At 44.8% G+C, this 21,926-nt stretch carries 23 protein-coding genes and 1 other annotated feature (1 of these 24 only partly in view); all 23 genes read left to right on the top strand.

Annotated elements, in window-relative coordinates; genetic code table 11:
- Window positions 1-99: 99 nt before the first annotated feature.
- On the top strand, window positions 100-1,449 hold the full coding sequence (locus tag DP120_RS07095) for an acetyl-CoA carboxylase biotin carboxylase subunit (RefSeq protein WP_112222946.1): 1,350 nt from the start codon (window positions 100-102) through the stop codon (window positions 1,447-1,449).
- Entirely contained in the window at window positions 1,446-1,661 is a 216-nt protein-coding gene (locus tag DP120_RS07090; RefSeq protein WP_112222945.1) for an acyl-CoA carboxylase biotin carboxyl carrier protein subunit, read from the top strand. Before DP120_RS07095 ends, DP120_RS07090 begins: the two co-directional genes overlap by 4 nt.
- Before the next feature lie 31 nt (window positions 1,662-1,692).
- Window positions 1,693-3,243, top strand: a complete 1,551-nt coding sequence (locus DP120_RS07085; protein WP_112222944.1) for an acyl-CoA carboxylase subunit beta — start codon at window positions 1,693-1,695, stop codon at window positions 3,241-3,243.
- 80 nt (window positions 3,244-3,323) lie between these two features.
- Window positions 3,324-4,184: a ketopantoate reductase family protein gene (locus DP120_RS07080; protein WP_112222943.1), complete on the top strand. Its 861-nt coding sequence runs from the start codon at window positions 3,324-3,326 to the stop codon at window positions 4,182-4,184.
- Window positions 4,184-4,561, top strand: coding sequence for a DUF3397 family protein (locus DP120_RS07075; protein WP_112222942.1), 378 nt, complete (start codon window positions 4,184-4,186; stop codon window positions 4,559-4,561). The genes DP120_RS07080 and DP120_RS07075 overlap by 1 nt, the downstream gene beginning before the upstream one ends.
- 320 nt (window positions 4,562-4,881) lie before the next feature.
- Window positions 4,882-6,522 (top strand): bacillithiol biosynthesis cysteine-adding enzyme BshC, encoded by a 1,641-nt coding sequence (gene bshC, locus DP120_RS07070; RefSeq protein WP_233785852.1) that lies wholly within the window; start codon window positions 4,882-4,884, stop codon window positions 6,520-6,522.
- Window positions 6,523-6,670: 148 nt separating this feature from the next.
- Entirely contained in the window at window positions 6,671-7,102 is a 432-nt protein-coding gene (gene mraZ, locus DP120_RS07065; RefSeq protein WP_084244979.1) for a division/cell wall cluster transcriptional repressor MraZ, read from the top strand.
- A 21-nt stretch (window positions 7,103-7,123) separates the two neighbouring features.
- Window positions 7,124-8,062, top strand: a complete 939-nt coding sequence (gene rsmH / locus DP120_RS07060) for a 16S rRNA (cytosine(1402)-N(4))-methyltransferase RsmH (RefSeq protein ID WP_112222941.1) — start codon at window positions 7,124-7,126, stop codon at window positions 8,060-8,062.
- A 12-nt stretch (window positions 8,063-8,074) separates the two neighbouring features.
- Window positions 8,075-8,434 carry a cell division protein FtsL gene (gene ftsL / locus DP120_RS07055; protein WP_112222940.1) on the top strand — a complete coding sequence of 120 codons (360 nt, stop codon included), beginning with the start codon at window positions 8,075-8,077 and terminating at the stop codon, window positions 8,432-8,434.
- A complete protein-coding gene (locus DP120_RS07050) occupies window positions 8,431-10,668 on the top strand; it encodes a penicillin-binding protein (RefSeq protein WP_112222939.1) in 2,238 nt (745 codons plus the stop codon). Before ftsL ends, DP120_RS07050 begins: the two co-directional genes overlap by 4 nt.
- A 24-nt stretch (window positions 10,669-10,692) precedes the next feature.
- Window positions 10,693-11,661 carry a phospho-N-acetylmuramoyl-pentapeptide-transferase gene (gene mraY, locus DP120_RS07045; RefSeq protein ID WP_112222938.1) on the top strand — a complete coding sequence of 323 codons (969 nt, stop codon included), beginning with the start codon at window positions 10,693-10,695 and terminating at the stop codon, window positions 11,659-11,661.
- Window positions 11,662-13,026: a UDP-N-acetylmuramoyl-L-alanine--D-glutamate ligase gene (gene murD / locus DP120_RS07040; protein ID WP_112222937.1), complete on the top strand. Its 1,365-nt coding sequence runs from the start codon at window positions 11,662-11,664 to the stop codon at window positions 13,024-13,026.
- A gap of 76 nt (window positions 13,027-13,102) precedes the next feature.
- A complete protein-coding gene (locus DP120_RS07035) occupies window positions 13,103-13,888 on the top strand; it encodes a cell division protein FtsQ/DivIB (protein WP_112222936.1) in 786 nt (261 codons plus the stop codon).
- Window positions 13,866-14,591, top strand: a complete 726-nt coding sequence (locus DP120_RS07030) for a DUF881 domain-containing protein (RefSeq protein ID WP_112222935.1) — start codon at window positions 13,866-13,868, stop codon at window positions 14,589-14,591. The genes DP120_RS07035 and DP120_RS07030 overlap by 23 nt, the downstream gene beginning before the upstream one ends.
- Before the next feature lie 16 nt (window positions 14,592-14,607).
- Entirely contained in the window at window positions 14,608-15,324 is a 717-nt protein-coding gene (locus DP120_RS07025; protein ID WP_112222934.1) for a DUF881 domain-containing protein, read from the top strand.
- 2 nt (window positions 15,325-15,326) lie between these two features.
- Window positions 15,327-15,689 carry a small basic family protein gene (locus DP120_RS07020; RefSeq protein WP_112222933.1) on the top strand — a complete coding sequence of 121 codons (363 nt, stop codon included), beginning with the start codon at window positions 15,327-15,329 and terminating at the stop codon, window positions 15,687-15,689.
- A 104-nt stretch (window positions 15,690-15,793) separates the two neighbouring features.
- Window positions 15,794-17,080, top strand: a complete 1,287-nt coding sequence (gene ftsA / locus DP120_RS07015) for a cell division protein FtsA (protein WP_112222932.1) — start codon at window positions 15,794-15,796, stop codon at window positions 17,078-17,080.
- A 250-nt stretch (window positions 17,081-17,330) separates the two neighbouring features.
- The gene (ftsZ, locus tag DP120_RS07010; RefSeq protein ID WP_112222931.1) at window positions 17,331-18,512 is read left to right on the top strand and encodes a cell division protein FtsZ; all 1,182 of its coding nucleotides are present in this window, start codon (window positions 17,331-17,333) and stop codon (window positions 18,510-18,512) included.
- 353 nt (window positions 18,513-18,865) lie between these two features.
- Window positions 18,866-19,534, top strand: coding sequence for a YggS family pyridoxal phosphate-dependent enzyme (locus DP120_RS07005; protein WP_112222930.1), 669 nt, complete (start codon window positions 18,866-18,868; stop codon window positions 19,532-19,534).
- Window positions 19,534-20,004: a cell division protein SepF gene (locus DP120_RS07000; RefSeq protein ID WP_112222929.1), complete on the top strand. Its 471-nt coding sequence runs from the start codon at window positions 19,534-19,536 to the stop codon at window positions 20,002-20,004. The genes DP120_RS07005 and DP120_RS07000 overlap by 1 nt, the downstream gene beginning before the upstream one ends.
- 20 nt (window positions 20,005-20,024) lie before the next feature.
- Window positions 20,025-20,285 (top strand): YggT family protein, encoded by a 261-nt coding sequence (locus tag DP120_RS06995; RefSeq protein ID WP_112222928.1) that lies wholly within the window; start codon window positions 20,025-20,027, stop codon window positions 20,283-20,285.
- Window positions 20,286-20,350: 65 nt separating this feature from the next.
- On the top strand, window positions 20,351-21,136 hold the full coding sequence (locus DP120_RS06990) for a YlmH family RNA-binding protein (protein ID WP_112222927.1): 786 nt from the start codon (window positions 20,351-20,353) through the stop codon (window positions 21,134-21,136).
- 93 nt (window positions 21,137-21,229) lie between these two features.
- Window positions 21,230-21,751 carry a DivIVA domain-containing protein gene (locus tag DP120_RS06985; RefSeq protein ID WP_112222926.1) on the top strand — a complete coding sequence of 174 codons (522 nt, stop codon included), beginning with the start codon at window positions 21,230-21,232 and terminating at the stop codon, window positions 21,749-21,751.
- A 55-nt stretch (window positions 21,752-21,806) separates the two neighbouring features.
- Window positions 21,807-21,926 (top strand) — a binding site (T-box leader); it runs 98 nt beyond the window's last position.

Here is a 21,926-nt window from a genome sequence, read left to right as displayed (position 1 = left end):
ATGCCCGTATATTCAGAAATTTTTTCAGCCAATAGTTGAAATCGCTTACAAACTTCATATATGCTATAGAAGGGAGAAAACATAGGGGGTATTTCAAATATGAAAAAAATCCTGATTGCGAACCGGGGAGAAATTGCACGACGCATTATTCGTACATGCGAACGCCTCGGTATCGAAACGATTGCTATCCATTCTGAGGCAGATGGGGATCTGCCTTATGTAAGTGAAGCAACGGAAGCTGTGCTGATCGGTCCGAATCCGGTGGTGCAGTCATATTTACAGGCAGAAAAAATCATTGAAACGGCTAAAAAACATAATGCGGATGCAATTCATCCAGGTTATGGCCTATTATCCGAAAACGCTGGATTTGCCCGCAAAGTTCAGGAAGCTGGATTGATCTTTATCGGTCCGGACAGCGGCATCATTGATATGATGGGAGACAAAATCGAATCCCGCCGTGCGATGATCAAAGCTGGAGTTCCAGTTGTTCCTGGAACGGAAGAAGGCGTAGCTTCACTTGATGAAGCAATTGAAGAAGCAAGTAAAATCGGCTACCCGTTGATGCTGAAAGCAAGCGGAGGCGGAGGCGGCATCGGAATGGTGCGCTGTGAAAGTGAGCAAGCGCTCAGTCAGCAATTTGATTCCGTCAAAAACCGTGCAAAAGCTTATTTTGGCAACGATGTAGTGTATCTGGAGAAATTCATTTCGGATGCCCGCCATATCGAAGTCCAGATATTCGGGGATTCTCATGGCAATATCGTTCATTTATACGAACGCAATTGTTCCGTGCAGCGCCGCAACCAAAAAGTGATTGAAGAGTCACCATCGCCTCATCTTCCGCAGGATGTGCGCGAACGATTGTGTGAAGCCGCAATCCGTGCGGGTGAAGCGGTAGGTTACAGCAATGCCGGAACAGTCGAATTCATCGTCGATCAGTCTAATGAGTTTTACTTCCTTGAGATGAATACTCGTTTGCAGGTGGAGCATCCGGTTACGGAAGAAGTGACAGGACTTGACCTGGTTGAATGGCAGATTGATGTGGCAAGAGGCGGCAAGCTGCCGGCTCAGGATGAGATTACTACAAAAGGCCATGCAATCGAATACCGCATTTATGCGGAAGATCCAAAAACCTTCTTCCCATCACCGGGCAAGCTGGAGAAAATCGAGTGGGGCGAAGGTGCCCGAATTGAAACCGGCTATGAACAAGGAAATGCCGTCACACCATTTTATGACCCGATGATTTCTAAAGTGATTATCACTGGGACAGACCGGATGGATGCATTATCGAAATCACAGAAATTTTTTAATCATGCTACAATTGATGGGGTAAAAACGAATATTCCCTTATTTAAGGAATTCATCGAATCACAGGAATTCATCTCAGGGGAATACGCGACAGCTGTATTGCCACAATGGATGGAAAAATCGAAGGAGGAAAAAACAGTATGAAAGAATTAAAAGCGACAATGGCAGGTACAGTATTAAATGTTTTAGTAGGAGAAGGCGACGCAGTAACAGCTGGCCAGGCAATTTTGACAATCGAATCCATGAAAATGGAAATTCCTGTTGAAGCCGAGTTTGCAGGATCTGTTGAAAAAGTGAATGTGGAAGTGGGCGGCTTCGTCAACGAAGGCGACACATTAGTAACATTAGCGGAATAATCGTGTTCTACCAGCAAAGGGGGCAGGCAAAATGACTAAAACTACTGAAACAACGGGGTATAATGAACGTCTTGAAGAAAAGCTGGCAAAAATATTTGCTGGCGGATTGCCGAAATACCATGAAAAGATGAAAGAAAGCAATAAACTTTTCGTCCGTGATCGTTTGAAATTACTATTCGATGATGAAAATTATGCTGAAGATGGCCGTTTCGCCAATGTGGAAGCTGAAGGCCTTCCGGCTGATGGCGTTGTAACCGCAATCGGTAAAGTCAACGGTCAGACGGTTTGCGTCATGGCAAACGATTCTACGGTAAAAGCGGGGTCATGGGGTTCCCGCACAGTAGAGAAAATCATCCGCATCCAGGAAACAGCTGAAAAAATGCAGGTTCCGATGCTGTATTTGGTCGACTCTGCAGGAGCGCGCATTACCGATCAATTGGATATGTTCCCAAACCGCAGAGGAGCAGGTAAAATTTTCCACAATCAAGTAAGAATGTCCGGCATGGTGCCGCAGGTTTGCTTATTGTTCGGACCTTCGGCTGCAGGCGGAGCCTACATACCGGCCTTCTGTGACATCGTCATTATGGTCGAAGGAAACGCTTCGATGTATCTTGGTTCTCCGCGTATGGCTGAAAAAGTCATCGGTGAAAAAGTGACGCTTGAAGAAATGGGTGGAGCCCGCATGCATTGCACAGTCAGCGGTGTAGGCGACGTCCTTGTTTCTTCCGAAGAAGAAGCGATTTCAGAAGCCCGCCGTTATTTGACGAACTTCCCTGCAAATTTCGCGATTAAACCTGAAAAGATTGAAGCGAAAGCTGCAAAAGCTGGCCGTACGCTGGAAGCGATTATTCCTGAAAACCAGAATGCGCCTTTTGATATGTATGAATTGATCGATCAACTGATCGATGAAGGTTCATTCTTCGATATCAAAAAACTTTTCGCACCGGAATTGATTACAGGGCTTGCCCGCATTGACGGTCAGGTTGTCGGCATTCTGGCCAACCAGCCGAAAGTGAAGGGCGGCGTATTATTCGGTGATTCAGCGGATAAAGGAGCGAAATTCATCAACCTTTGTGATGCGTTCTCTATTCCTCTTTTATTCCTTGCTGATGTGCCCGGCTTCATGATCGGAACAAAAGTCGAACGTGCGGGGATTATCCGTCACGGCGCTAAATTTATCGCTGCAATGAGTTCGGCTACTGTGCCGAAGATTTCCGTTATCGTCCGTAAGGCTTACGGAGCAGGCTTGTATGCAATGGCTGGCCCGGCATTTGAACCGGATGTCTGTATCGCATTGCCTACAGCACAGATTGCCGTAATGGGACCTGAAGCTGCGGTCAACGCGGTTTATTCGAATAAAATCGAAGCGATTGAAGATCCGAAAGAACGCTTGAAATATGTTCAGGAAAAACATCAGGAATACAAAGAAGAGATCGACATCTACCGTTTGGCTTCCGAACTCATCGTCGATGAAATCGTAGCTCCATCCGATCTCCGCCAAGTGCTGGCGCAAAGACTGTCGATTTATGAAACAAAAGATTTACCTATGCCTTATCGAAAACACGCAATCACTCCTGTATAATGGAGTATATGAAAGTGAAGTCTGCCATATAGGCAGGCTTCTTTTTAAAAAGGACAGATTTCGCTGGTGGGGGGACAATCATGAATTTTGCTGTTATAGGGGCAGGGGCAGTGGGGATGCTCACAGCTTCGCTGTTGAAAGAGGCAGGGTGCAGTGTGCAATTGATTACGAGGAGACCTGAACAGGCAGAAAAGATCAATGCTAACGGCATCAAGAGGGATGGGGAAGTTCATTTTGTCGAGGCATCCTCGGAATGGGACCGTATACCTCCCAATGCCTTCATATTGGTAGCGGTAAAATACAGCCATTTGCCGGATATCATCAAAAAGCTTAAAAGTTGTTGTTTGGATAATCCGCTTGTCTTCATGCAAAACGGCATGATGCACATTGAACTGATCAGAAATTTGCCGCAACAGAATATTGCCGCCGGTATTGTGGAACATGGCGCATTGAAAATATCCGAAACAGAAGTCAGGCATACCGGCAAGGGCATATTCAAGTTCGCCTTATTAAGCGGAGATGAAAAACGTTTCCTTCCTTTACTCAATATAAATGGAGTAAAAGCCGAATGGCATAAAGATGCTGACCAAATGCTGTTCCGAAAAGTATTGCTGAACACGATGATTAATCCTCTTACGGCCCTTTTATCTTTAAAGAACGGGGAATTACTGAGTAATCCCCATGCCTACGAATTGCTGAAGAATGTTTATACTGAATTATATTCAGCGTTTCCGGAAATCGAAACACTGCTGCCCTTTGAGCAGGTTACAGCTTTATGTGCCTCGACAGCTGAAAATACTTCTTCAATGCTAGCCGATAAACTTGCTGGCCGCCAATTGGAAGTAGACACCATTCTGTTGTATACCATCAGGCGTTCTCCCTATGCCTTGCCAATTTTACAGACATTCTATCATTTATTGAAGGCGGCTGAAAAAGAGTGATGACTTTCCTCCATACAATTGGTGCAATTTTCATCTTTGCCCCGTTTCTTGCATTTATAATGTTTGTGTTGCTCAGCCGCAAAAAGTTGAAAAGAAGGTCGATCGGCTTTTCTGCTGATTTGACCACATTTTTGCTGTTCATCTCTGTTCCGGTTTCAGTCGAATCGTTATGGGGACTGGAAATTTCATTCGCTGTAGCTGTAACAGCAATACTTATCGCTATTTTTTTGCTGGTAATCGAGTGGAAGAAGTCAAAGGAAATTGAAGTGCTGAAGTATATCAGAAAGACCTGGCGATTGTATTTTCTCTTGCTGTCAGTAAGCTACATCCTTATATGGGCAACAGGTTTGGCATTGACGGTCATCAGTTTCGCCTGATGCAAGCGTCGATGTCTTTTATTATAATAAGAAAGTTTAACTATTATAGTATGTGGATTTCTAGGAGATGGTGTTTCTATGTCCAGACTCCAGCGGCCCAGCTCTTCGGGTCATAAGCCACTTTGGCTGTGCGGCTGATATTTCCACTGCTGGTTCACTTGAACTTATGGTGCTCCTGCATCGCTGCGCTAGCTTCGTCGCAAAGAGTCGGTCGAACTCCCTTCGCCCAACTCTTAGCTGAACGGGCGCTTGCGCTTTTCTTTTTATCAGGCTGATTTTTTTTCAAGCACTGCTGTGTCTGATATAGTAGGTGGTATGTAATGGAAAAGGGGATTCGCAAGATGAAATTAATGGAGCAATTTGTACCACCTTCAAGCAGCTTAATGAATGATTACATAAACGGTGAAGAAGATCTGAGCCGTTATTTTTCTTATAAACCGGACCTGGCTTCATTTGAAAGCAGACAACAGACGCTTCGGGAGCATCATGTTGATCGTCGCCAGCTTAGTTCTGTTATCCGCAATTATATGGAACCTTATGGAATTTCCGAAAAGGCTGAACAGAACCTGCAGGAATTCCAGGAAGGAGCATCTGTGGTTATAACCGGTCAGCAGGCGGGCTTGTTGACTGGACCGCTGTATACGATACACAAAGCAATTTCCACGATTGTACTTGCAAAGCAGGCAAAAGAACAGTTGAACACCAACGTGGTGCCGGTTTTCTGGATTGCCGGCGAAGACCATGATTTGGCTGAAGTCAGCCACTTATATCGTGAAATTAACGGCCGGGTTGAAAAGCTGAATTTTCCCCATATGGAGTATGGCAAGAAAACAGCTTCCACGGCTCTATTGAATAAAGAGAAAATCAATGATTTCCTGAAAGAATATTTCAGGAGCCTGCCAGAGACGGCGCATTCGAAAGAGTTACAGGAGTTAGTGTTTGGTTTCCTCGAAACAACGGAAACGTATACTGAATTCTTTTCTTCGTTGCTGAATTACTTCTTTAATGAAGAAGGCCTTCTGCTTATCGATGCAGCCAATCCTGCATTGAGAACATATGAATCGGAATATTTTAAACGCCTTATCAGTTTATCTCCAGCCATTGCAAAAGAAGTTTACGACACAGAGCAGGAGCTGGTAGCTGCAGGTTATACCGCCCCCTTGGAGGCTGAAGAAGATGCCGCCCATATTTTTATCACAGTCAAAGGTGAACGCATCCTGCTGAAGCGTGAAGGCGATGATTTTACCGGCAATAATGGCAAAGTCCGCTTCAGTAAAGAAGAGTTGTTAAAAATTGCAGAACAGGAGCCTGAAGTGCTCAGCAATAATGTGGTGACACGCCCATTGATGCAGGAGATGGTTTTCCCGGTTCTTGCATTCGTCGGGGGCCCAGGGGAAATCGCTTATTGGAGCTTGTTTAAAAAAGCATTTGAAATTCTTGGAATGGAAATGCCGGTCATTATGCCGCGTCTGGGAATGACACTGGTCAACCGAAAAGTGCAGATGCTCCTGGAGAAATACGGTTTGGATTTTGAAGATGTGGTAATCGAACGGAAGAGCCAGGTATTAAAAGCAGATCTGCTCGATGCTGTCAGGGAAAAAGACGCTGAGAACTTGATAGATGAGCTGGAAGCCAAGATTCAGGATGATTACAGTTTGATTAAGAAGAAAATTGCAGATGTCAGCAATGGATTGGCCCCACTCGTTGAAAAAAATCTGCAGTTTCATTTGAAGCAACTCGATTTCCTCAAGACTAAACTGGAGGATGAAGTGATTTTGCAAAATAGTGTTCAGTTCGGACATTTTGATCTGATTGAAAACGAACTGCTGCCGAACGGCTCGTTGCAGGAAAGAATTTATAATCCATTCCCTTATTTGAACGAGTATGGTTTGGACCTTGTTGGCCAACTTTTAAGCCAGAATTTCAAATATGACAAAAATCACAAGATTATATACTTTTAAAGCGAAAAAGTCTGCTGCGGCAGGCTTTTTTTCGTCTCAAGAAGCATATTTGAGATTTTAATTTGTAACATTCATGAAATATTTCAAAAACAAGTGGTGGGAAGTGGGGGATTGTGGTACATTAATTACAATAAGTGGGGTGAAGGGTATGTTCATGGGCGAATATCAACATAGCGTTGATTCAAAGGGACGTTTAATCGTGCCTGCTAAATTTCGTGAACTGCTTGGTGAGAATTTTGTCATCACCAGGGGCCTGGACCAATGCTTATTTGGTTACACAATGGATGAGTGGCAGAAGATTGAAGAGAAATTGAAAGAACTTCCTGTCACGAAAAAAGACGCACGGGCATTCACCCGGTTCTTTTTCTCGGGGGCCACAGAAGTGGAACTCGATAAACAAGGGCGCGTCAATATCCCCTCAACTTTGGTATCATACGCAAAATTGGAAAAGGAATGCATCATTCTGGGTGTCTCCAATCGATTCGAAATTTGGGCAAAAGACTCTTGGGAAGAATACTTTGCAGAATCTGAAGACTCATTTAACGACATCGCAGAAAACCTGGTGGATTTCGACTTTTAAATTAGAAACGGAGGGAATGGATTGTTCAACCACACCACGGTTTTACTCCATGAGACTGTCGATGGACTGAACATTCGTCCTGACGGCATATATGTGGATTGCACTCTTGGAGGTGCAGGACACAGCGAGTATTTGGTCCAACAGCTTTCCGATGAAGGCCATCTCTTCTGTTTCGATCAGGATGAAACAGCACTTGAGCACGCTAAGGAAAAGCTGAAAGATTATGTACATAGAATCACTTTTATACACGCAAACTTCAAGGATATCAAAATTGAACTTGAAGAGCGGGGAATCGAAAAAGTCGACGGCATCCTTTACGACCTCGGCGTTTCATCTCCGCAACTGGATACGCCCGAACGCGGATTCAGCTATCATAATGACGCTCCGCTCGACATGCGGATGGATCAAAGCGCTTCACTAAGTGCCTACGAAGTAGTAAATGACTGGTCTTTTGAAGATTTGGTCCGCATATTCTACCGGTACGGAGAAGAGAAATTCTCCAAACAAATTGCGCGTAAAATCGAAGCTGCCAGAAACAAGGCGCCAATCGAGACTACCGGCCAGCTAGTGGAATGCATAAAAGACGGTATTCCGGCGTTTGCCCGAAGAACAGGCGGCCATCCGGCCAAACGTATATTCCAGGCAATCCGTATTGCGGTCAATGACGAACTTGGAGCTGCTGAAACTTCCTTGCAGGATGCCATCACTTTATTGGCGCCAAAAGGGCGTATAAGCGTCATTACCTTCCATTCACTGGAGGATCGATTATGTAAGACGATTTTCAAGGAAGCATCATCGCTTCCTGAATTGCCGCCGAACTTCCCTGTTATACCATCAGGCCAGGAGCCTGTACTGAAGCTGATCACTCGAAAACCGATCCTCGCTTCAGAAGAGGAATTGGAACATAACAACCGGTCACGGTCAGCGAAGCTAAGAATCGCAGAAAAAATCAGAGATTAAGGACGTGTTTTTATGGCGTTGAATGCAAGAAAAGAAACCTATATCCAACAGCCGGCCGTTCCTCACATTCCGAACCAACAGCCGGTCAGAAAAAAAGGCCTGATCACAAAAGGCGAAAAAGTATTATATCTATCTTTCCTGGCTGTATTCGTTTTGTGCGCATTGCTGGTTCTTCAAAATCAAGCCACGATTCAGGCGACCACCCATGAAATTCAAACAATTGAAAATGATATTAGTGAAATCCAGAAACAAAATACGGATTTGACAGTGCAAGTAAGTGAACTTTCTACATATGAGCGCGTTTGGGCAAAAGCGAAAGAGCTTGGGCTAAAATTGGATGAGCGAAATGTAAAGGTAGTGCCTGGACAATGAAGAAGAAGTTTCGATTTCAATGGGGAGCCTTTCTGCTGTTTTTAGTTTTCGCAGGGCTCTTTTTCCTTTTATTGGCAAGAATTGTCACTATTCAGGCGACTGGTCAGGTCGAAGGTCAGGAGTTGGCTGCTAAAGCGGCAGCCAAATATAGCCAGGAAGAAGTGCTCACTGCGGAACGGGGGAAAATACTCGACCGCAGCGGGGAAATTATTGCAGAAGATACGCTGTCTTATAAACTTGTTGCTGTATTGGACGAGACGGCTACCCAAAAAGCCAGCGATCCACGCCATGTGACGGATATCGGAAAAACAGCCGATATCCTCTCGGAATATATTGAAACACCCAGAGAAAAAATTTATGAAACATTGATGCAAGGCCAGGAAGCGGGCCGGTACCAGGTTGAATTCGGGTCCGCAGGCCGTGAAATAAGCCATACCCAAATGCTCGAAATGAAAGAAGAGGGATTGCCGGGCATCCTGTTTATCCAAAACCTGAAGCGTTTATATCCCAACGGAATATTCGCTTCCCACTTAATCGGCTTTGCTATGAAAGAAGAGCTGGAAAATGGCGACATGGTAACAAAAGGGAAAATGGGCCTCGAATTGATTTATGATGATATACTGACCGGCGAAAACGGCAAGGTGGAATTCGACACTGATAAATGGGGCTTTTTGCTTCCGAATAGTGAATCAGCAGTTACGCCGGCAGTGGACGGTTCCGATATTAAACTGACTTTGGATAAGACATTGGAGAATTTTTTGGAAGATGCAATGTCATCGGTGCAGGAAGAATATGACCCTAAACGGATGATCGCTTTGATCGCCAATCCGAAAACGGGTGAAATCCTGGCGATGTCCCAACGGCCTTCATTCAATCCGAATACACGTGAAGGCCTGTCAGAGAACTGGCTCAACGAGAGTATCCAATTGACTATTGAACCTGGTTCACCGATGAAAATGTTCACATTGGCAGCAGCGGTCGAAGAGGGTAAATGGAATCCGAACGCTACTTATCAATCTGGTTCCTATCAATTCGGCAACACAACCATTGGTGACCATAATGGAAGAAAAGGTTGGGGAACCATCAGTTATTTGGAAGGTTTCCAGCGTTCGTCCAACGTTTCCATGGCTTATCTGCTTGAACGCATCGGACCGGATACTTTTATGAATTATGTCGACGCATTCGGTTTCGGCAAAAAAACAGGCATCGATCTTCCTGGCGAAGCACCTGGGAAAATCCTTGATGAACGGGAGATCAATAAACTAACATTGACTTTCGGCCAGGGATCCACCGTTACGCCAATCCAAATGATTCAGGCGACGACGGCTTTTGCCAATGACGGTGTCATGATGAAACCTTATATAATAGACGAAATAAAAAATCCGGATACGGGTGAAGTCACTCTCAAAGGTGAACCCGAGCAGGCAGGCCAGCCGATTTCAGCTGAAACAGCGAAAATTGTCCGTGATGTTATGGCTTCTACGGTAACCGCTGAAGATGGTTCCGGTAAACGGTTCGCTTTACAGGATTACACCGTCGCAGGCAAAACAGGCACCGCCCAAATCCCTGGTGATGATGGCCGCTATATGACCGGAAAAGACAATTACCTTTTCTCATTTGTGGGCATGGCGCCAGCTGAAGATCCTGAACTGGTTATGTATGTCGGTGTTCAGCAGCCAAATATGGACGTGACTGAACATGGCTCACAACCTGTCGCAGAAATATTCACATCTGTTATGGAAAACGGTTTGAAGTATTTAAATATTGAACCGGAAGATATCGAAGAAACGCCAGTCGTGGAAATCGGTGATTATTCCGGCAAGACATCTGATGAAGTTGCCGCGGAATTAGGTTCCAAAGATATTAAAATTATCACAACCGGCAGTGCTGGAGAAATCAGTGGGCAATACCCGGAAAAAGGGGAGATGCTGCTGGCTGGTGGAACGGTGATTCTGCAAACAGCAGGAGATCCCGTATTACCGGATTTCAAAGGCTGGTCCAAACGGGAATTGCTTGCTTTCCAAGCTCTCAGCGGATTATCATTGGAAATTGTGGGGCAGGGTTACGCGGTGAACCAAAGCCTTTCAGCAGGAGCAACACTTACTGCAGGGGAACCCGTTGTCGTACGTCTTCAGACACCTGAAGATTCCTATAAAGTTCAAATGACAGACGGACCGGAAGGCATACCGGCAGAAGATGCCGAAGAAATAATTACAGAAGATACATCTGAATAGGAAGATGTTTAAAGGAGAAAACTAATGGACGTTTATTTATTACTCGGATTTGGAATTGCTTTATTGCTTACTGCTGGATTGATGCCGGTTTTCATTCCGTTGCTTCAACGGATGAAATTCGGGCAAAGCATCCGCGAAGAAGGCCCGGAATCACATATGAAGAAAACGGGCACACCGACAATGGGGGGGCTGGTTTTCCTCATTGCCATCATTCTGACGGCGTTTGGCACAGCCTTCTTTACGGATTTACTGACGGTGGAGTTGATGATTCTGCTGCTGGTATTGTTCGGATATGGATTGATCGGATTCCTGGATGACTTTATCAAAGTTGTGCTTAAACGGAATCTGGGTCTTACTTCACTGCAAAAGCTCATCGCTCAGATCCTTATAGCTGTCGTATCATTCCTGCTATTGGGTATGGTTGAGTTTGACACAGGATTGGTAATCCCATTCACATCTATTTCAATTGAGTTATCGGGGCTTTATGTACTGTTTATCGTTTTTTGGCTCGTCGGTTTCTCGAATGCAGTCAATTTGACAGATGGCCTTGACGGTTTGGTGGCAGGTACAGCTTCAATCGCTTTTGCTGCTTTTGGGGTTTTGGCTATCAGACAGGACGAAGGCGCAATAGCATTGTTCACTTTTATCGTTGCAGGCGCATTGATCGGTTTCCTTATTTTCAATAAATACCCGGCTAAAGTCTTTATGGGTGATACAGGATCCCTTGCACTGGGCGGCGCACTGGCAATGGTATCAATTCTTTTGAAACAGGAATTGCTGCTTTTGCTGATCGGGTTGGTATTTGTAATTGAAACGGCTTCAGTCATACTGCAGGTCGGCAGCTTCAAATTAAGAAAAAAACGGATATTCAAAATGAGTCCGATCCATCACCATTTCGAATTGAGCGGATGGTCTGAATGGAAAGTCGTATCGGTATTTTGGCTGGTGGGATTGATTGCCGCTGTAATTGCAGTTGTTTTGGAGGTAATGTAAATGAGAGATTTAGCACAGGTGCATCAAAAAAAAGTATTGGTTCTTGGATTGGCAAAAAGCGGTTTTACAGCTGCCCGGCTTTTACATAAACTCGGTGCCTTTGTAACAGTAAATGACGCCAAGCCGTTTGAAGAGAATCCCGAAGCGCAGGAATTATTGAATCTGGGTGTAACGGTCATTTGCGGCCGACATCCTGAGGATTTGCTTGAAGAAGGATTTGAGCTTCTTGTAAAAAACCCGGGCATTCCTTATTCGAATCCTATGATTCAAGCAGCACAGGAAAAAGGCATCCCGGTTTGGACGGAAATAGAGTTGGCCTATAAAATCAGTGAAGCTCCGTTTATCGGAATCACCGGGTCGAACGGCAAAACGACAACGACAACCTTATTGTTCCATATGCTGAATCAGGATGAGAAAAAACCGCTGATTGCCGGGAATATCGGAACAGTGGCAAGCGGGGTCGCAGAACATGCCGAGTCCGATAATGTCATCGTTACTGAATTATCGTCGTTTCAGTTAAAAGGCACGGAAACATTCCGGCCGCGCATCGCTATCATAACGAACCTTTATGAAGCCCATCTTGATTACCACGGCACTATAGAGGATTACGAAGCATCCAAGATGAAATTGACCCAAAACCAGACAGTTGAAGATTATTTCATCTATAATGCCGATCAGCCGCACCTTGCAGCTTATGCACAAAAATGCAAAGCCCAGCTTATACCTTTTACCTTAAAGGGCAAGACTGAAGACAGCATCAGCGCAGATGATGAGTACATCTACTGGCAAGGAGAAAAATTGATTGACCGTTCCAAAATTATGCTGGGCGGCCAGCATAACCTTGAAAATATTTTGGCTGCAGCGGCAGCGGCACTTCTTTGGGGAGGAACGGAAGAAACTATTATCCGTGTACTTTCGTCCTTTACAGGAGTCAAACACCGTTCACAATTCGTCGTTAACTGGAAAGGCCGTAAATTTTACAATGATTCAAAAGCAACCAACGCCCTCGCTACGAAAAGTGCATTGGAAGCGTTCCCTGGAAATATCGTATTATTAGCCGGCGGACTCGAGCGCAACCATTCACTTGAAGAGCTAAGACCATATATGAACAGGGTAAAAGCCCTGGTGACATTCGGTGAAACTTCCGACAGGTTCGGGGATTTCGCAGCCGACTGTGGAGTAGGGGAAGTGGAAAAAGTATCGGATATGCTCAGCGCTGTCGAAAAAGCCGTCAGCCATTCATCAGACGGTGATACGATTCTTTTATCTCCGGCATGTGCAAGCTGGGATCAATATGAAAACTTCGAAATTCGCGGAGATGCTTTCATCGAAGCTGTGAGAAAAGTAACAGAAGCGGACGAATAAGCATAGAAAAGCGGAAACGCCCGCTCAGCTCTGGAAGACATGAGACATCCAGATAATAAAGAAAGGAGCAGCAGTTATGGAGAAAGTGATTGATATAGAAGAACGCATCCCCACGCTTCGTGAGCGTCGGCGAAAAAGAACCAATCGCAAATTCCTCGCATTGCTGTTCATTTTTCTGATTATATTGGCTGTCCTTATCTATAGCCAGACAAAGTACAGTAAAATCCAATCCATTACAGTCGATGGGGAAAATTTATATGCAGAAGCTGAGTATGTCAAAGCGAGCCAGTTGGCTATTGGCGATTCAATGTGGTCTTTCAATACTGAGGAAGTAGAGGAAGCCGTCGCGAAGCTTGACTGGGTACATGAAGCGTCTGCAGATAAAAATTGGCTGACAGGTGTGGAAATTACAGTAGATGAATACCCGGCAATCGGTTATCTGGAAAAAGAAACAGGTTACCAGAAGTTGTTGTCGAACGGCTACGCAGTGGAACTGCCGGTCGATAAAGTAGATGGCCCGGTTTTCACCAATTTCGAAAATCCTGAAACACGGGGGGAACTGTCTGCGCAATTGGAGCAGCTCGATCCGGAAGTTTCAAACATGCTTTCACAGCTCATTTTGACTGAAGGCGAAACGGCGTCCGCCAATGTTACTTTATATATGACAGATGGCAATGAAATTCGGGCGAAGTTGAATACTTTGGCAGAAAAACTGGATTACTATCCATCTTTGATAGCACAATTGGAAGATGGCCAAAAAGGCGTCTTCGATATGGAAGTAGGCATTACTTTCCGTTCCTTTGATGACCTCTACGGTCCGCCGAAGGAGGTTGGGGAAGATGAAGAAACCGAACAACCGTAAACGGGGGAAGGTCAGCAAGTCGATTGTCTTCTCCATCGTATTTCTGGTTCTGGGTTTTATTCTCGCTTATTCCTACAGCCTTTCGCAGTCAGATGACGGCAGTGATAATTTCATAGCGAATTCGCAATTCGAAAAAGAAGAAAGTTTTCGGGAAGAACTGATCGAACAGCAGGAGCGCAATAAAACCTTGCGTGAAGAAATGCTTGCCAAGCAAGAAGCGCTCCAGGAATTTGAAAGCGCATTTTCTGCTGGCCAGGAAGATTACAGTGAAATTGCCGCAGAGGCAGAAAAGCTTCGACGCTATGTCGGTTTGATGCCTGTCGAAGGCGAAGGGCTGAAAGTTGTACTTGAAGACGGGGAATATGGCTCGCAAGCGGTTAATCCGAATGAGTATATTGTCCACGAAAGCCACGTATTCCAAGTGATTCATGAAATGTACATTTCCGGTGCGGAAGCGGTCGCAATAAACGGGCAAAGGATCCATTCGAATTCGACCATTATTTGCACCGGTCCGGTCATAGAAGTGGATGGCATTCAACATCCAGCACCTTTCACGATTGAAGCAATTGGCAAACCCGATGTCCTCGCTGCTTCTCTTGAGCTGCCTGGCGGAGTTCTCGATCAGCTGGTCAATGACAATGTTGTCGTTACCGTGGCTGAGGGGTTGGAAATAACGATGCCTGCCCTGTTATCGGAATCATGATTGAGGGGGGAGTTGCATGAAAAAGAAAGTCGTTTCCCGGTTCACGATGATATTGTTTGTCATCGGCCTGATGACCGCCATCCAGTTTAATACGATTAACGAACCTGATTCACGGGATACACGGGATGTATGGGAAATCAGACAGGAACTTTCAAGGGAAAAGCAGCTTCACTCTGAGTTATTATCAGAAATCGGTACGCTGGATGAAACCTTGGCAAAATACGAAGAAGCTTCGAATGACAGTCCTGAACAGGCCTTAAAAGAAACCGTACAAGAGCTGCAGCAAGAAGCGGGGTTGACCGAAATTACAGGACCAGGCCTCCAGGTGAATATCGAACCTTCACAGGAAGCAATAGTAACGGGCCAGAACATTGAACAGATCTCACCTGCTCTGCTGATCCGATTTGTCAACGAGATAAACAGGTTCAAGGGAATCGATTTATCTATTGATGGCAAACGAATTATTAACACAACCCCCATCCGCGATATAAATGGAAGGACAACCATCAATGGCAAACCGATTGGAACTCCACCTGTTGAAGTGAAAATAGCCGCGGGTTCAATGGAAAATGCAGAAAAACTTTATAATTATTTAAAAGCATCTCCGATTCTTGATAATTTCTATATTGATAATCTTTCAGTCGATGTAATGCAGCCCCAGGAAGAAATCACTGTTGAAGCATACAGTGAAGAGCTTAAGCTTGAACATTTAGAAGCGGCGGAGGAGGAATAGCGATGTGGCTTTCAATTTTAGGGCTGATTCTCGGAGTGTCGCTTGGCCTCCTGACAGATATCCGAATTCCACCGGAATATGCCAATTACCTGTCAATCGCAGTTCTTGCCGCTTTGGATACCCTCTTCGGAGGAATAAGAGCGCATCTGCAGCAAGTTTACGATGATAAAGTATTTGTTTCAGGGTTTTTCTTCAATATCCTGCTGGCAGCCGGGCTGGCATTTCTCGGAGTCCATCTGGGAGTCGATCTATACCTTGCAGCAATCTTTGCTTTCGGGGTCAGATTATTTCAAAACATCGCAGTTATCCGGCGCATATTGATAAGTAAATGGTCAGATAAAAAGGAAGTTCGGGAATCAGTTTGAATTTTCTGATGAAAAGAAAAATTATTGCATCAAATTACTTAGACAAGGTGTATAATTTACAATAGAATAAGAATAATTGGGATAAAATAAGGAGGTGCCACGAATTGAGCCAATCAGAATTATATGTAAGTTTAGATATCGGGTCATCGTCGGTTAAAGTATTAATCGGAGAAATGGCAAATAAATCGTTGCACGTCATCGGTGTCGGCAATGTGAAATCAAATGGTATAAAAAAAGGTGCTATCGTTGATATAGATGCGACTGTGCAATCCATTAAGAAAGCAGTTGACCAAGCTGAACGGATGATCGGCAAATCTATTCATGAAGTAGTTTTAGGTATTCCGGCCAATAAGATGATGCTGCAGCCTGTTAAAGGTGTAGTCGCAGTAAACAGTGAGAACCGTGAAATAACAGATGATGATATGGATCGTGTACTCGAAGCGGCACAAGTTATGTCCATTCCACCAGAGCGGGAATTGGTAAATATAATTCCTGAGCAATATATCGTAGACCATTTGGATGAAATTAAAGATCCACGGGGTATGATTGGGATTCGTCTTGAGATGGATGGTACAATGGTGACGACATCCAAAACAATATTACATAATGTTCTTCGCTGTGTGGAAAGAGCCGGTCTGCAAATCCGGGATATCTATCCTCAACCGCTGGCGGCTGGATATTATGCACTTACAGAGGATGAGAAAAATCATGGTACAGCCTGTATTGATATAGGCGGAGGATCAACTTCGATAGCCATTTTCCAGGACGGCCATTTGACGGCGTCAACGGTCATACCTGTCGGAGGCGACCATGTAACAAAAGATTTATCCATTGTCCTTAAAACACCGACTGATCAAGCAGAAAAGATCAAACTGGAATACGGACATGCTTTCTATGATAATGCTTCTGAAGATGAATTGTTCGAAGTTCCTGTAATCGGATCGGATACGAAAGAACAATACAGCCAAAAATACATATCTGAAATAATCGGAGTTCGCCTGGAAGAACTTTTCGAATTGATTTTAGATGAGTTTTACCGCCTTGGTGTACAGGACCTTCCAGGAGGTGTCGTTTTAACAGGTGGCATGGCCAAGCTAGAAGGCCTTCCTGAATTGGCGCGCAACATCCTTCAGACGCGTGTCCGGTTATTCACTCCGGAATATATCGGGGTAAGAGAACCACAGTACACGACTTCTGTAGGCCTTATCCAATATGCTTATATGGATGATGTGTTCTATGGTCGTATTGGCAGCGGTGCGGCTCTCGGTAATCCTCAAAAAGTCGAACAGGAACCCAAACCGCAAAAACAAAGACAGCAGAAACAGCCAAAAGAAAATGGCGAAGGTGTCGTAACAAAAGCCAAAAAAATGTTTGATAGATTTTTTGAGTAGGAAAAGCGGAAGCGCCCGCTAAGCTCTGAAAGGCATAAGGCGGGTCAGCGAAGCGGCTTTGGCCGCGCAGCTGAGATGACTTATGACCCGAAGAGCTGGGCCGCTGAAGTCCGGACAATGAAAAGCGACAGGCTATTTCAGAAATTGAAGCAGCCAAACAGCTTAATTTAAAAACGCATACTTTCTTGAACGTAAAAAAACATTGCATCATGCTTAGTCACAGAGCAGAGCAATTTTAGGAGGAAAAAGAATGTTGGAATTTGATACAACAGTTGATGCTATGGCAGTAATTAAAGTTATCGGTGTCGGCGGTGGCGGGAATAACGCAGTAAACCGCATGATCGAACACGGAGTAAAAGGTGTCGAGTTTATCGCAGTTAACACGGATGCTCAGGCATTGAACCTTTCAAGAGCTGAAGTTCGCCTTCAAATCGGCGGCAAGCTGACTCGCGGACTTGGTGCAGGGGCCAACCCGGAAGTCGGCAAAAAAGCGGCGGAAGAAAGCAAGGAACAAATTGAAGAAGCATTGCGCGGAGCCGATATGGTATTCGTAACTGCAGGTATGGGTGGCGGAACCGGTACCGGTGCAGCACCGGTAATTGCAGGAATCGCCAAAGAACTTGGAGCTTTGACTGTCGGGGTCGTTACTCGTCCATTTACATTCGAAGGCCGCAAACGTTCAACGCAGGCAATCGGAGGAATTGGCCAGATGAAAGAATCGGTCGATACATTGATCGTTATTCCAAACGACCGCCTTCTTGAAATTGTTGATAAAAATACTCCTATGCTTGAAGCATTCAGAGAAGCGGATAATGTTCTTCGCCAGGGTGTTCAGGGTATTTCAGACTTGATCGCTGTCCCAGGACTTATCAACCTTGACTTTGCAGACGTTAAAACGATCATGTCGAATAAAGGTTCAGCTTTAATGGGAATCGGAGTTTCTTCAGGGGAAAACCGTGCTTCAGAAGCTGCAAAAAAAGCTGTCTCAAGTCCATTGCTTGAAGTTTCAGTTGACGGTGCTAAAGGTGTACTTATGAATATCACTGGTGGATCGAACTTGAGCCTTTATGAAGTTCAGGAAGCTGCGGATATCGTTGCTTCAGCATCTGACGAAGATGTGAACATGATTTTCGGTTCTGTAATCAATGATAATTTAAAAGATGAAATCATCGTTACGGTTATCGCAACAGGATTCAACGAAGAACAACTTCAGCCAAGAACACCAAGAGGTTCAGGTTTGAATACGAGCCGTGTCCAATCGATTCAGCAGCAGCAAGCTCCACAGCCGACGTTGCGTGAAGCGCGTCGCGAGGACCAACGGCGTGAAGAGCAGGCGCCGGTTTATCAGCAGGAGCCTGTACGCCAGGAAAAACCTCAGGATGATGCACTCGATATTCCTACATTCCTGCGCAACAGACAAAAACGACGTTAATCCAGACAGCTGCCGATTCGGCAGCTGTTTTTTTAGAGTAAGAAAGTTTAACCCTTATAGTATGGAGATTATTAGGAGGTATTGTTACCATGTCCAGACTCCAGCGCCCAGCCCCTCGAGTAGCTTCAGCCTCGCCGTCAATGGCAAAGAACGCCAAGTAATTTATTGAGCTATTGGGCTGCTCCTGCATCGCTGCGCTGCTTCGTCGCAAATAGATGGCTCAAACTACCTTTGAGCCATCTATTGCTTGTCGGGGCTAAACGGGCGCTTGCGCTTTTCTTAGCTTAGTGCAATTGATAAATAACCTCATACTTGGTACAATTAACTGAACATCCAGGAAAAGTTGTGAATATATGAAACCCATTAAACCAGTATATGAAAATATAAAAAATGAGTTGGATTCCATCAGGGAAGGAATCAATCTTATTGCTGTCACAAAACAAGTCGGTGTCGAACGGACTAAAGAAGCGGTGGAAGCCGGAATTGAACATCTGGGAGAAAACCGTCCGGAAGGCCTTTTGAAGAAGTTCGAAGCGATTCAGGATGGAGCCAAATGGCATTTCATCGGAAATCTTCAAAGCCGGAAGGTAAAAGACATTATCAACCATATCGATTATCTGCATTCCCTGGATCGGTTAAGTTTGGCAAAAGAAATCCAAAAACGTGCTGATCGTGTCATTGATTGTTTTGTTCAGGTGAATGTGTCTAAAGAAGAAAGTAAAAGCGGGATTCTTCCTGAAGAAACACTCGATTTCATCAAAACATTGGAACAATATGATAAAATTAATATAATAGGGTTAATGACTATGGCTCCTAATGTTGAAGATGAAGAAGTATTGAGAAAAGTATTCCAGGATTTGAAGGCTTTACAGCTGGATGTCGCTGAAAGAGAATGGCCGCATGCCCCGTGTACAGAAACCTCAATGGGCATGTCAAATGATTATTTGATAGCAGCGCAGGAAGGGGCGACTTTTGTTCGCATCGGGACTGCATTAATAGGTTCAGAAAGTGAGGCAGAGTGATGAGCATTAAAAATTCATTCAAGAATTTCTTTTATCTAGAGGAATATGAAGAAGATCAGCCGCAGCAGCAAACCCAGCAGGCTCCCCGGTATGAAAAGCAGTCTGCCAGTCCTGAAATCCGCAAGTCACCTAAAGAGCGCCGCCAGAAAGCTACGGAGGCAAGCGTTCCCAACCTTGTGAGCCTTCAGACGGCCGCTTCGAAATCATCCAAAGTGCATTTGGCGGAACCGCGTGTTTATGCAGAGGCGCAGGATATAGCGGAGCATTTGAAGAGCAAACGTGCTGTAGTCGTGAATCTGCAGCGCATTGAGAAAAGCCAGGGACTTCGTATCATCGATTTTCTGAGTGGCACAGTTTATGCACTTGGTGGCGATATCCAGCGGATCGGAACGGATATTTTCCTTTGTGTGCCAGATACAGTTGAGGTTGATGGGGCCATTTCCGATTTCTATTACGATGAAGAACAATAAAAGAGGTGCATAATTAACTGATGGCATATATTGAACTGTTTATTTTAACTGCTGTAAATATCTACTTTTATCTAATAATTGCCAGTGTTCTGATGAGCTGGATTCCAAGTATTAAAGAATCCCGTGTCGGACAATTCATCACAAGTTTGACTGATCCCTATCTGGATATTTTCAGAAAGTTCATCCCGCCGCTTGGCATGATTGACATTTCACCTATCATCGCCATTTACACATTGCTATTAGCGAGCAGAGGGATTTCAGTATTATTCGGAATGCTTTAACCATAACCTCACGTAAAGTGGGGTTTTTTTCTTGATAAAACATTAATCCGGAAAGGAGCAGCCATATGGACTCCATATTTCAGCATTTCAGAAAAGAAGAACAGCAATTCATCGAGCAGGTTTCCGGCTGGATGAATGAAGTCGAAGACCGCTATACACCTAAACTGACGGACTTTCTGGATCCCCGTGAAAGATTCATCGTAAAATCGGTGCTTGGGTCGAACGAGATCCAGATGGAATCTCGCGGTTTGTTTCCGGATGCAGAGCGGCAGCGGGTTTTATTGTACCCATCGTATTACGAACCAACCGAAGAAGATTTTAATATCACTGTCTTCGAATTAAAATATCCGGTGAAATTTGTCACGCTGCGTCACCCGGATATCTTGGGATCACTGATGTCTGTCGGACTCGACCGCAGCAAATTCGGTGACATCCGGATTGACGGGGAAAGAATCCAATTTGCAGTGGCGGATGAAGTGAGTTTGTATCTGAAAACCAATTTTGTCTCAGCGGCAAAAGTGAAAGTGCAATTGATCGAAGTGGACGATGTTGCCGAGATGATCACCGCTACGGAAGAATGGCATGAAGAATCCCATACAGTCAGTTCGATGCGGCTCGATACGGTGATGAGTTCCGTCTATAACATTTCGCGCCAAAAAGCTGCTGCTTTGATTCACGGCGGCAAAGTGAAAGTGAATTGGACGGTGCAGGAACAACCGTCGTTTGAATTGCATGAGTCGGATATGATTTCGTCTAGAGGCTTCGGCCGGATCAAGGTCCTGATGATTGAAGGAAGAACGAAGAAAGACAAAGTAAGGCTGCAGATCGGACGTTTGGAACAACGGAAATAGCCCGCGCATGGAATATAAAAAATTATACTGATATTTCATGCAATGGGCGGTATAATGGAAAGTAACAAACATAATTTAAGGAGAGTGCACTGAATGCCATTGTCCCCGTTGGATATACATAATAAAGAATTCAGCAAGGCGTTTCGCGGATACCAGGAAGATGAAGTGAACGAATTCCTGGATCAGATCATAAAGGATTACGAAATCCTGCTGAAAGATAAAAAAGATCTTGAAGAACGCTTGAAACAGACTGACGAACGTGTCGGCCATTTCACGACAATCGAAGGAACTTTGCAGAAATCGATTGTTATCGCACAGGAGGCAGCGGAAGAAGTTCGCCGCAATTCGCAAAAAGAAGCGAAGCTCATCGTCCGCGAAGCAGAAAAGAATGCAGACCGCATCGTCAACGAGTCATTGACAAAAGCACGACGCATCGCGATGGAAATCGAAGAGTTGAAGAAACAGTCAAAAGTTTTCCGCAACCGTTTCAAAATGATTGTGGAAGCGCAGCTTGACCTGATCGATACAGACGATTGGGAATCATTGATGGAATATGACGTCGATACGACGACACTTGATAAACTGGAAGACAACAACGAAGACTACCGTCCTTGACTAAGGAAGCAACACTCTTTATAATTACGGCATACTAGAAACAGCAATTATATGATCCAATGCGTTGACGGAGACAGTAAGCATAGTCGATTCAGGAAAGCGAACCGGGGACAGTGGAAGCCCGGTGCTGAAAACTATGAAGAAAATCACTCCTGAGCAGAACCGGGGAAATCCA

It is taken from the genome of Planococcus halotolerans (assembly GCF_003289955.1).
In the GTDB taxonomy this organism is placed as follows: domain Bacteria; phylum Bacillota; class Bacilli; order Bacillales_A; family Planococcaceae; genus Planococcus; species Planococcus halotolerans.
This window is presented reverse-complemented; position numbering and strand designations above follow the sequence as displayed.